This window comes from Actinomadura rupiterrae (assembly GCF_024172125.1).
Lineage (GTDB): Bacteria > Actinomycetota > Actinomycetes > Streptosporangiales > Streptosporangiaceae > Spirillospora > Spirillospora rupiterrae.
The window spans coordinates 429,283-440,354 of the sequence record NZ_JAMZEA010000003.1 but is presented as its reverse complement, the minus strand read 5'-3'; the positions used below and the strand labels follow the sequence as shown (position 1 = coordinate 440,354).

Sequence of the window (11,072 nt, the reverse complement as noted above, 5' to 3'; positions counted from 1 at the left end):
TTCCGGCGTTTCGAGTGGCTATTGTTGCCGCATGCCAGTTCTGCTCTGCGGTGCGGTCGTGCTCGCCGCCCTCCTCGCTGCCGGGCTGACGTTCCTGGCGCGCCCCGCGCTGGTCGGACGGCTCGCAGCCGCCGTCAACGGGACGAACCCGGTCGGCGCCGTCCGGCGGAGGTTCCTGGACGCCCGCTCCGGGCTCGTCCGGACGCTGGGGCCGTGGGGCGCGTACCTGCTGCTGACGATGGCGGCCATCGGGACGACGCTGGTCGTCGCCTGGCCCTTCGGCCGGATCGTCGCGTTCCGGTTCGGGCAGCACGCGATCGACTGGCCGGTCTACCACTGGATCGAGGCGCACCGGCTGCACGGCGGCTGGGCGTCGCTGATGGCGCAGGTCACCCAGGTCGGCGACCGTCCCGCGACCCGGTACTTCGCGGTCTTCTCCATGGCGGTGACGCTGCTGCTGGCGCGGCGCCGCCGGTGGGTCCCGGTCCTGCTGATCGCGGTGATGTTCGTGGCGCAGTACTGGGGGCAGCTCGCGCTCGCCGCGCTGGTCGACCGCGGCCACCCGCCGACGAACCCGGGCACCTACCCGTCCGGGGCGACGATCCGGCTGCTCGCGCAGGGCGGTTTCTGCGTCTTCCTGATCTTCTACTACGCCCGCGCGCGCGGGATGCGGTGGGCGTCCAGCCCGCGCTGGACCACCGCCGCGGTCACGCTCGTCGTGCTGTCGGGCGCGGTCGAGGGCTACACGCGGCTCGACCTAGGACGCCACTGGATCACCGACGTGGCCGGCGGCTGGCTGGTCTCCGGCCTGCTCGTGACCGGCTTCACGTTCGCCGCCGGGGCCGTCCTGCCGTGGGCGACGGGCCGCGCCGACCGCCCACAGGAGCCCTCCGGCCGCCGCCAGGCCGACCATGGTCCAGGCCAGCGGGACGGCCGGGACGCCGAACATCTTCAGGCCGGACACCACTAGGACGAACGCCAGCACGCGCCGGATGATCCCGCCCGGCGCGCGCGAGGAGATCCGCGAGCCGAGGTAGACGCCGGGGATCGAGCCCACGAGCAGCGCGGCCGTGACCTCCATGTGGAAGTCGCCGAACAGCAGGTGGCCGAGGGCCGCCGAGAACACCAGCGGCACCGCCTGGAGCAGGTCCGTGCCGACGAGCTGGTTCGCGCGCAGCGCCGGGTAGAGCGCGAGCAGCGCCACGATGATCAGCGATCCGGACCCGACCGAGGTCATCCCGACCACGAGCCCGCCGAGCAGGCCGACCAGCGCCGTCGGGAGCGGCCGGACGCTGATCTGCGGCGTCCCGTCCTGCGCGTCCGGCGCGTCCTCGGTCGCGCTGCGGCGGCTCATCCACGCCTTGAGGACGAGCCCGGAGGCGGCGACCAGCAGCGCGACGCCCAGCGCCTTCTGGACGACGTCCTGCACGTCCGCGCCGTGCCCGAGCGCCCGCGCCACCAGCACGCCGGCGAACGCGGACGGCACCGACCCCACGCACAGCCACCCGACCAGGCGCAGATTGACCGTGCCGCGCCGTAGGTGGACGAGGCTCCCGACCGGCTTCATCACGGCCGCCGCGACCAGGTCGCTCGACACCGCCGCGAGCGGGCTGACGCCGAAGAAGGTCACGAGCATCGGGGTCATCAGCGCCCCGCCGCCCATCCCGGTCAGCCCGACGACGACGGCCACCAGGAAGGAGCCGCCCGCCATCGCCCAATCGAAGTGCATCGGCATGACCTACCAGACATACAGGAAATCCTGAGAACAGGGTAAGGGGCGTCGCTCCTGTGGAAAACCCCGCCCCTGCGCGTCGGGCCTATTCGGGGCGGAGCCAGCCTCCCGAGGTGAGCAGCTCCACGACCTGCGCGACCGCCTCGTCCGGGGTCAACCGGGACGTGTCGAGGGTCAGGTCGGCGTCGTCCGGCACCTCGTAGGGGTCGGAGACGCCGGTGAACTCGGGGATGATCCCGGCGCGGGCCTTGGCGTAGAGGCCCTTGCGGTCGCGGCGCTCGCACTCCTCCAGCGGCGTGGCGACGTGCACGAGGACGAAGTCGCCCGCCGCCTCGACCATCCGGCGGACCTCGGCGCGCGTCGCGGCGTAGGGCGCGATCGGCGCGCAGACGGCGACGCCGCCGTGCCGGGTGATCTCGGCGGCGACGAACCCGATGCGGCGGATGTTCAGGTCCCGGTCGGCGCGGGAGAACGTCAGGCCCGCCGACAGCATGCGGCGCACGACGTCGCCGTCCAGCAGGGTGACCGTCCGGCCGCCGCGCTCGACGATCGCGTCGCAGACGCCGCGCGCGACGGTCGACTTGCCCGACCCGGACAGCCCGGTGAACAGGACCGTGAGCCCGCGCTCGTGCTTGGGCGGGCGCGCCACCGCCAGCTCGGCGGCGACGGCGGGCGGGGTGAACCAGTCGGGGACCGGCTCGCCGCGGTCGAGCAGGTCGCCGAGCTGCTCGGGGGTCAGCTCCGCCTGGACGTGGTCGGGCTCGATCCGCGCGACCGGCCGCCACACCTCCACGTCCGCGTCGTAGGCCCACGGCTCGGCGACGACCACCGGGATCGCGGTGCCCTCCACCTCGGCGTCCGCCAGCAGGTGCGTCGCTCCGTAGGCGGCGGCGACCTGCGCGCGCAGCCGGACGTCGCGCTCGGCGCCGGCGTCGCGGCCGGACGCGGCGTCCTGGGCGAGTTCGGCGACCTCCGGGCGGACGGGCAGCGGCACGGGGATGATCCGCGTCCCCTCCGGAAGCTCCCGCCGGACGGCCAGCAGCGCCCGCACCAGGGACTCGTCGTGCACGCCGCTCAGCAGCGGCAGGACGAGCACCCGCGCGCCGAGCCGCTCGGCGACCTGGCGGACCTGGCCGAGGCCCCGGCGGTGCAGCGGCTCGCGGGTGGCGACGGCGAGGACCGGCCCGTCGGCGGGCTCGACCTCGTCCGGGCGGCGGCGCAGCCGGTGGAACGGGCCGTGCGCGGGCGCGCGCAGCGGCTCCAGCGGGCCGGCGAGCCGCCAGCTCTGGGACGTCGGGTCCTGCCAGGCCTCGGTGACCGTGAGGGCGGCGAGCGGCACGCCCTCCGGGTCCTGCAGGACGACCCGCTCGTGCGCGGTCAGCTCCTTCGGGACGGTCAGCGTGACCGGGACCGGCCACGGCGTCCCGTCGGCGAGCCGCCCGCCCGCGATCACCATGGCCGTGTCGAACGACCCGAGGAACCCCGGCAGCGGCCGGTACACGCCCGAGAGCAGCAGCTCCAGGTCCGCGAGCTCCACCGGGTCGGGTGTCCAGGCGGGCAGGTCGCGCAGCATGTCGGGAAGGCCGGCTTCGGCGGTCACCGCGGTCTCCGATCCGGCCCGGCGCGGGCCGGGCCGATCCAGGTCAGTTGGGGTGTCCGCAGAAATTTACCGAGCCGGCGGGCCCTCGCGCACCTCGCGGGGCGGTCGGTCAGATCACTCTGGCGTACCGGTTCTGCGGCTTGCGGACCACCAGCGTGACCTCGGAGTGCGTGGCGGGCAGCCGGCCCCGGCTCGCGGCCGCCACGCCGCGGCACGCCGCGGGGAGCAGGCCGGTTCCGGCCCCGAGCGCGGTCATGCAGTCCCGCGAGGTGTACTCCTCGGCGATGACCAGGCCGCGCATCACGCAGTACCACTGCATCCCGGCGCGCGAGGCGACCCGGTTGTAGGCGGTCGGCGCGGGCGGCGGGAGCGGCACGCCCTGCCCGGGCGGGCCGCCGGGCGGGCCGCCGGGCGGGCCGTCCGAGGCCCCGCGCGGTCTCGGCACGCGGAGCGCGGCGGCCCGGACGGCGGTCCGGACGGCGGAGCGGCGCAGCGCGCCCGGGACCTTGCGGTCGAGGAACCCGAACGCGGTGTCGCGGTCCCGCATCCGGACCAGGAGCAGGCCGCCGGGCCGCAGCGACGCCACGATCCGGTCGAGGACCAGCTCGGCGTTGCGGAGCCGCTCGATCAGGTACGGGGCGTGCACCACGTCGTAGGCGCGCGGCGGCATCGGGACGTCCCGCAGGTCGCCCAGGTGCCAGGCGTCCAGGTCGGTGCGGGCGCGGGTGCGGTCGCGCAGCGCGGGCAGGTCGAGGTCGACGCCGGTGACGTGGACGTCCAGGCCGCCGAGGTCGAGCGGGTGCGCCCAGCCGCAGCCCGCTTCCAGCAGGTGCAGCCGGTGCAGCGGGCGTTCGGCGCCGTGCTGCCGGACGCGTGCGGAGAACAGCTCGCCGGAGTTGACCGGTGTCGTGCGCAGTTCGGTCACAGCTTCGGAGCGTAACCGGGAGATCGCGCAGCGTCCGTCATTTGCCGATTCTTGGCGGCGTCGTGAGGGCGCCGATGCGCCCCGCCCGCCGCGCTTCCGACCCGATTCCGGGGCCCGGCCGACCCCGGCACGCAGTGCTCGGAGCCGGCCAGGTCCAGGTCTTCTCAGTGCTCGGAGCCGACGAGGCCCAGGTTCTCTCAGTGCTCGGAGTCGGCGAGGTCCAGGTCGCGCGGGGTGAGCAGCCAGACGGCGACGGCCGCGGCCAGCATCAGCGCGCCACCCGCCAGGCCCGTCCACTCCAGGGACGTGGTGAAGGCGTGCTCGGCCTCGGCGACCAGGTGGGCGCCGACCGGCCGGGCCACCTCGACCGCGCCCGCGATCGACTCGCGCGCCTGGCCCGCCGCGGGCCCGGTGATCCCGGCGGCGGCCAGGTCGGACGCGGGCAGGCCGTGCCGGAACACCGCGGCGGCGAGGCTGCCGAGCACCGCGACGCCGAGCGCGCCGCCCAGCTCGTAGCTGGTCTCCTCGAACGCGGCGGCGCTGCCGGACCGCGCCGGCGGCGCGCCCGCCATGATCACGGCGGACGCCACCGCGAGGGCGCCGAGTCCGATCCCGACGACCAGCAGCGCCACCGCCACGGTCGGGTAGCCGAGCGGGCGCGGCCCGAGGAACAGCGTCACGAACCCGGCGCCGATCAGCAGCAGCCCGCCGGACAGCACGGCCCGCGCGCCGATCCGGTGCGCGATGGCCGGGGCGAGCGGCGAGAACACCGCCGCGCCGACCGCCTCCGGCAGCAGCCGGACGCCCGACTCCAGCGGCGAGTACCCCTGGACGACCTGCATCCACTGCGCGAGCAGCAGCATCGTGGCCGCGGCGGCGGTGCTCACGGTCAGCGCGGTGACGATCCCGGCGGAGAACGCCCGCCCGCGCAGCAGCCGGACGTCCAGCAGCGGGTGCTCGCGGTTCAGGCAGCGCCGCACGAACCAGCCCAGCGCGGCGACCGCGACGGCCGTCGCGGCGAGCGCCCCGCCGGTGAGGCCGTCCTTGCCGATGTGCTTGATCGCGTAGACGAGCGCGACCATCCCGATGATCGACAGGACGGCGCCGACCGCGTCCCACGGGCCCGGGTGCGGGTTGCGCGACTCGGGCAGCAGGAACCAGGCCGCGACGACCGCGACCGCCATCACCGGGACGTTCACCAGGAACGCCGAGTGCCAGGAGAACGCCTCCAGCAGCGCGCCGCCGAGGATCGGGCCGAGCGCGCCGCCGAGCGCGGCCGTGGTCGCCCAGACGCCGAGCGCCGTCGCGCGCTCGCGCGGGTCGGGGAACAGGTTCCGGATCATCGACAGCGTGGACGGCATGATCATCGCGCCGCCGACGCCGAGCACCGCGCGCACCGCGATGACCGCGCCGGGCGAGTCCGCCCACAGCACGGCGAGCGAGGCCAGCCCGAACAGGGCGAACCCGGTGAGCAGCATCCGCTTGCGGCCCCACCGGTCGCCGACCGCGGCCCAGGTGACCAGCAGCCCCGAGACGACCAGCGAGTAGACGTCCACCATCCACAGCAGCGAGATCGAGGACGGCCGCAGGTCGGCGGCGATCCCGGGCAGCGCCACGTTCAGGACGGTCATGTCCATCACGACGAGCAGCAGGCTCGCCGACAGCACGGCCAGCCCCGCCCACCGCCGCGGGTCCGGCGCCGCCGCTCGGCCGCCCTGCGGCACCCGGGCCCCGGTCTCGACCGGCTCGGCGGTCGTCATCTCGTTCCTCCGTCGTTCTCGGTGTTCGCGTTCTCGGTGCTCGGCGGCGCGGTTCCGGCGCCGGCGAGGAAGGTGTCGATCAGCAGGCCGGGGACGTCCCGGCGGGCCACGTCGCCGCGCCGCAGGCTCTCCCGGACGCTGATCATGAGTCCGTAGACGGTGTTGCTCATCCAGCGGACGGGCAGGTCCGCGCGCAGCACCCCGGCGCGCTGGCAGGCCGTGTAGAACGCGATCTCGCGCTCCTCCAGCCGCTCGCCCCACGCGACGATCTCCGGAATCCCGTTCACGAAGTGGTCGGTGAGGGCGAAGCCGAAGTCGTCGGCGTCCGCCACGAAGGCGGTCAGCAGCGCGCGCAGCGCCGCGGCCAGCCGACCCGGATCGCCGGACGCGGCGGCGGCGTCGATCCCCGCGGCGTCCTGGGACTCCTCCCAGCGCCGGGTGGCGCGCTCGCCGAGCGCCCGCAGCAGGTCCTCGCGGCTGGCGAAGTGCCGGTGCAGCGTGGCGCGGCTGACCCCGGCGGCCTCGGCGAGCCGGGCCATCGAGGCGGTGGGCTCGGCGTTCAGGCAGCGGATCGCCGCCCCGATGATCTCGTCCGTGGTCCGCATGTCCAACCCCAACGCCTCAGATGCGACATTTATGTCTCATGTTAGACGTCGCTGTCGTACCGGCAAGCGATTTTCCACGCCGGGACGCGCCGGGACGGTTGGGGAAGAGTCCGCGCGGGTTGTCGGGGGTGCCGCGTAGGGTGGGGACGGACACCGGGAGGACGATCGGATTCCCGGGTTTTCGGGCTGCCCCGAATCCGGCTCGCGGCAGGCGACGCCGCGGACTTTCCGGCGGGGCGATGACGTTGCAGGCAGTGATGACGCTTTCTGGACTTGTTGATCTCGCGTATTCCGACGACGCGCTGCGCACCGCGCTTGCCAGGCCCGACGACCCCCGGTCCGTCGTAGCTCCGCCGTCCCTCTGGCCGATCCTCGGCGCCTCGCTAGCCCGCGCCCTGCACGCCGTGGCGCCGAACGGCGACGGCGGCGTCGTGCTGGCCGTCACCGCCACCGCCCGCGAGGCCGAAGACCTCGCCGCCGCGCTGAGCAGCCTCATGGACCCCGAGCGCGTCGCGCACTTCCCGGCCTGGGAGACGCTCCCGCACGAGAAGCTGTCGCCGCGCTCCGACACCGTCGGCCAGCGCCTCGCGGTGCTGCGGCGGCTCGTCCACCCCGGCGCGGACGAGGCGCTCGGCGGGCGCCTGGACGTCGTGGTGACACCCGTCCGGGCCGTCCTGCAACCGATCGTCGCGGGCCTGGCCGACCTCGAACCGGTCCGGCTGCGCTCCGGCGACGACGCCGACCTGGACGAGGCCGTCCGCAGGCTCGTGGACGCGGGCTACCACCGCGTCGACCTGGTGGAGAAGCGCGGCGAGATCGCCGTGCGCGGCGGCATTTTGGACGTGTTCCCGCCGACCGAGGAGCACCCGCTCCGGGTCGAGTTCTGGGGCGACACGGTCGAGGAGATCCGCTACTTCAAGGCCGCCGACCAGCGCTCGCTGGAGATCGCGCAGGACGGCCTGTGGGCGCCGCCGTGCCGCGAGCTGCCGCTGACCGGGGCCGTCCGGGAACGCGCCAAGTCGCTCGCCGACCAGCATCCCGCGCTGGAGGAGATCCTCACCCGGATCGCCGACGGCGACACCGTGGAGGGCATGGAGGCGTTCTCGCCCGTCCTCGCCGAGCGCATGGAGCTGCTCACCGACCTGCTGCCGAAGGGCTCGGCGCTGCTGGTGTGCGAGCCGGAGCGCATCCGCACCCGCTCGGTCGAACTCGTCCGCACCAGCCAGGAGTTCCTCGACGCGAGCTGGGTGAACGCCGCGGCGGGCGGGGAGGCGCCGATCGACCTCGGCGCGGCCGCGTTCCGGTCGCTGGAGGAGGTCGTCGAGCACAACGACGAGCTGGGCCTCTACCGCTGGACGGTCTCCGCCCTCACCCAGGAGGACGAGCTCGACCTGCACGTCCACCCCGCCGAGGCGTACCGCGGCGACACCGCCCGGATGATCGGCGACCTGAAGTCGTGGATCGGCGGCGGCTGGCGCGTCGTCCTGGTCACGGCCGGGCACGGTCCCGCCGAGCGGCTCGTCCAGCTGATGGGCGAGGAGGGGCTCGGCGCGACCCTCACCGACCTCAAGGACGAGCCGAGGCCCGGCCTGGTGAACGTGTCCACGGGCCTGCTGGAGAACGGGTTCGTCTGGGACGAGGTGAAGCTCGCCGTCCTGACCGAGACCGACCTGTCCGGGCAGAAGGCGTCCACCAAGGACATGCGGCGCATGCCGTCCCGGCGGCGCGGCGGCATCGACCCGCTCCAGCTGCGGCCCGGCGACTACGTGGTGCACGAGCAGCACGGCGTCGGCCGGTACGTCGAGATGGTCAGCCGCACCGTGCAGGGCGCGACCCGCGAGTACCTGATCCTGGAGTACGCCAAGAGCGACCGGCTGTTCGTCCCGACCGACCAGCTGGAGGAGCTGACCCGGTACGTCGGCGGCGAGGCGCCGAGCCTGCACCGGCTCGGCGGCGCGGACTGGCAGAAGGCCAAGTCGAAGGCGCGCAAGGCGGTCAAGCAGATCGCGGGCGAGCTGATCCGGCTGTACTCGGCGCGGATGGCGAGCCCCGGGCACGCGTTCGGCGCCGACACCCCGTGGCAGCGCGAGCTGGAGGACGCCTTCCCCTACGTGGAGACGCCCGACCAGCTCGCCGCCATCGACGAGGTCAAGGGCGACATGGAGCGGCCGGTCCCGATGGACCGGCTGATCTGCGGCGACGTCGGCTACGGCAAGACCGAGATCGCGGTCCGCGCCGCGTTCAAGGCCGTCCAGGACGGCCGCCAGGTCGCGGTGCTGGTGCCGACGACGCTGCTCGTCCAGCAGCACCTGTCCACCTTCTCCGAGCGGTTCTCGGCGTTCCCGGTCAGCGTGAAGCCGATCAGCCGGTTCCAGACCGAGGCGGAGATCAAGGAGACGCTGGACGGCCTGGCCAAGGGCACCGTGGACGTGGTGGTCGGCACGCACCGGCTGCTGTCGGCGCAGACCCGGTTCAAGAACCTCGGCCTGGTGATCATCGACGAGGAGCAGCGGTTCGGCGTCGAGCACAAGGAGGAGCTGAAGCGCCTGCGCACCCAGGTGGACGTGCTGGCGATGTCCGCGACGCCGATCCCGCGCACGCTGGAGATGGGCCTCACCGGCATCCGCGAGATGTCCACGATCCTCACCCCGCCGGAGGAGCGGCACCCGGTGCTGACCTTCGTCGGTCCGTACGAGGAGAAGCAGATCGCCGCCGCGATCCGGCGCGAGCTGCTGCGCGAGGGCCAGGTGTTCTTCGTGCACAACCGCGTCCGCTCGATCAACAAGGTCGCCGCGCAGCTCCAGGCGCTCGTCCCGGAGGCGCGGGTCGCGGTCGCGCACGGCCAGATGAACGAGCACGAGCTGGAACGGGTGATGGTCGACTTCTGGGAGAAGAACTTCGACGTGCTCGTGGCGACCACGATCGTCGAGTCCGGCCTGGACGTCCCGAACGCCAACACGCTGATCGTCGACCGCGCCGACATGTACGGCCTGTCGCAGCTGCACCAGCTGCGCGGACGCGTCGGACGCGGCCGCGAGCGCGCCTACGCCTACTTCCTGTACCCGCCGGAGACGCCGCTGACCGAGACCGCGCACGAGCGGCTCGCGACGCTCGCGCAGCACACCGAGGTCGGCGCGGGCATGTACGTCGCGATGAAGGACCTGGAGATCCGCGGCGCGGGCAACATCCTCGGTGCCGAGCAGTCCGGGCACGTCGCGGGCGTCGGGTTCGACCTGTACGTCCGGATGGTCGGGGAGGCCGTCCGGGACCTCAAGGAGGGCGGGGCGCGGGCCGAGGAGCTGCCCGAGACCAAGGTCGAGCTGCCGGTCGACGCGCACCTGCCGCACGAGTACATCCCGGGCGAGCGGCTGCGCCTGGACGCCTACCGCCGGATCGCCGCGATCACCTCCGACGAGGAGATCACGGCCGTCGCGGACGAGCTGAAGGACCGGTTCGGCCCGCTGCCCGTCCCCGTGCTGAACCTGCTGGAGGTCGCGCGGTTCCGGGCGAAGGCGCGCCGGGCCGGGCTGAGCGACGTCACGCTCCAGGGCAACTTCGTGAAGTTCGCTCCCGTCGATCTGCCCGACTCGCGGCAGGTCCGGCTCCAGCGGCTCTACCCGAAGAGCCTGCTGAAGCCCGCGACGAACACGCTGCTCGTGCCGATGCCGAAGACCAAGCCGCTCGGCGGCACCCCGCTGCGCGACCAGGAGCTGCTGCGATGGGCCACCGACCTCGTCGAGGCACTGTTCCTCGAACCCGCGCGGGCCTAGGGTTCCGATCATGAATCTGACGAGGATCACCGCACTCGCCGCGCTGCCGCTCTCGGCCGTCCTGCTGTCCGGCTGCGGCGGCGGTCCGGTCAAGGCGGGCGCGGCGGCGCTGGTCGGGGACGACCGGATCAGCGTCGCCGGGCTGGACCAGACCGTCCGGGACTGGTGGCCGGAGTTCAAGGCCGACCCGCAGGCCAGTGCGAACCGCGCCGAGCCGCCGGCGCAGCAGCAGATGGGCGGGGACGCGGCGAGCGAGAACGACGTCCGCGCGACCCTGACCACGCTGGTCTTCCTGAAGGTCGGCGACCAGGCGGCGAAGGACAACGGCGTGTCGCCGTCCGGCGGGGACGTGGACCAGGCCATCGCGCTGATGGACCAGCAGCCGAACTCCAACGCGGTGTCCACCACGCTCGCCGCGGGCCTGCCGAAGGACCGGGTGCGCGACGTGGCCCGGTTCAACGCGATCCAGCTGCTGCTGATGGACCGGTTCGGCTGGGACCACACCCGCGACTCCCCGGCGGCGCAGCGCGCGATGCAGCAGTTCGACCAGGCGCTCGGCGCGGCCGCGCGCAAGCTGAAGATCCAGGTCAACCCGCGGTTCGGCACGTTCGATCCGACGAGGGTCACGATCAACCCGATCGTGTACCGGTTGTCCGCCAACGAATCGGGTGTGCGTTAAG

Annotated in this window: 7 protein-coding genes and 1 pseudogene; 3 read left to right on the top strand and 5 right to left on the bottom strand. The window is 73.8% G+C overall.

Annotated elements, in window-relative coordinates; genetic code table 11:
• Positions 1-31: 31 nt before the first annotated feature.
• Positions 32-763, top strand: a pseudogene (locus FHU30_RS46985) (hypothetical protein); the annotation flags it as partial.
• Here FHU30_RS46985 and FHU30_RS10820 read toward each other — a convergent pair.
• The 5 genes from FHU30_RS10820 to FHU30_RS10800 all read right to left on the bottom strand — a co-directional run bounded on the left by FHU30_RS10820 (position 758) and on the right by FHU30_RS10800 (position 6,622).
• On the bottom strand, positions 758-1,729 hold the full coding sequence (locus tag FHU30_RS10820; RefSeq protein WP_253874590.1) for a sulfite exporter TauE/SafE family protein: 972 nt from the start codon (positions 1,727-1,729) through the stop codon (positions 758-760). The pseudogene FHU30_RS46985 and the gene FHU30_RS10820 overlap by 6 nt on opposite strands.
• Before the next feature lie 88 nt (positions 1,730-1,817).
• Positions 1,818-3,332, bottom strand: coding sequence for an adenylyl-sulfate kinase (gene cysC / locus FHU30_RS10815; RefSeq protein WP_253874588.1), 1,515 nt, complete (start codon positions 3,330-3,332; stop codon positions 1,818-1,820).
• 109 nt (positions 3,333-3,441) lie between these two features.
• On the bottom strand, positions 3,442-4,257 hold the full coding sequence (locus FHU30_RS10810) for a class I SAM-dependent methyltransferase (RefSeq protein ID WP_253874586.1): 816 nt from the start codon (positions 4,255-4,257) through the stop codon (positions 3,442-3,444).
• 197 nt (positions 4,258-4,454) lie between these two features.
• A complete protein-coding gene (locus FHU30_RS10805) occupies positions 4,455-6,017 on the bottom strand; it encodes an MFS transporter (protein WP_253874584.1) in 1,563 nt (520 codons plus the stop codon).
• Complete coding sequence (locus FHU30_RS10800; protein ID WP_253874583.1) at positions 6,014-6,622, bottom strand: TetR/AcrR family transcriptional regulator; 609 nt, start codon at positions 6,620-6,622, stop codon at positions 6,014-6,016. The genes FHU30_RS10805 and FHU30_RS10800 overlap by 4 nt, the downstream gene beginning before the upstream one ends.
• A gap of 257 nt (positions 6,623-6,879) precedes the next feature.
• Between FHU30_RS10800 and mfd the strand changes: the two genes are divergently transcribed.
• Both mfd and FHU30_RS10790 read left to right on the top strand, forming a co-directional pair.
• On the top strand, positions 6,880-10,392 hold the full coding sequence (gene mfd / locus FHU30_RS10795) for a transcription-repair coupling factor (protein ID WP_253875300.1): 3,513 nt from the start codon (positions 6,880-6,882) through the stop codon (positions 10,390-10,392).
• 10 nt (positions 10,393-10,402) lie between these two features.
• Complete coding sequence (locus FHU30_RS10790; protein ID WP_253874581.1) at positions 10,403-11,071, top strand: SurA N-terminal domain-containing protein; 669 nt, start codon at positions 10,403-10,405, stop codon at positions 11,069-11,071.
• Position 11,072 lies beyond the last annotated feature (1 nt).

What these genes read in the sequence shown, in the direction of transcription:
- FHU30_RS10820 (WP_253874590.1), bottom strand. Translation starts at nt 1,729, where the DNA reads ATGCACTTCGATTGGGCGATGGCGGGCGGCTCCTTCCTGGTGGCCGTC.
- FHU30_RS10805 (WP_253874584.1), bottom strand. Translation starts at nt 6,017, where the DNA reads ATGACGACCGCCGAGCCGGTCGAGACCGGGGCCCGGGTGCCGCAGGGC.
- FHU30_RS10800 (WP_253874583.1), bottom strand. Translation starts at nt 6,622, where the DNA reads ATGCGGACCACGGACGAGATCATCGGGGCGGCGATCCGCTGCCTGAAC.
- mfd (WP_253875300.1), top strand. Translation starts at nt 6,880, where the DNA reads ATGACGCTTTCTGGACTTGTTGATCTCGCGTATTCCGACGACGCGCTG.
- FHU30_RS10790 (WP_253874581.1), top strand. Translation starts at nt 10,403, where the DNA reads ATGAATCTGACGAGGATCACCGCACTCGCCGCGCTGCCGCTCTCGGCC.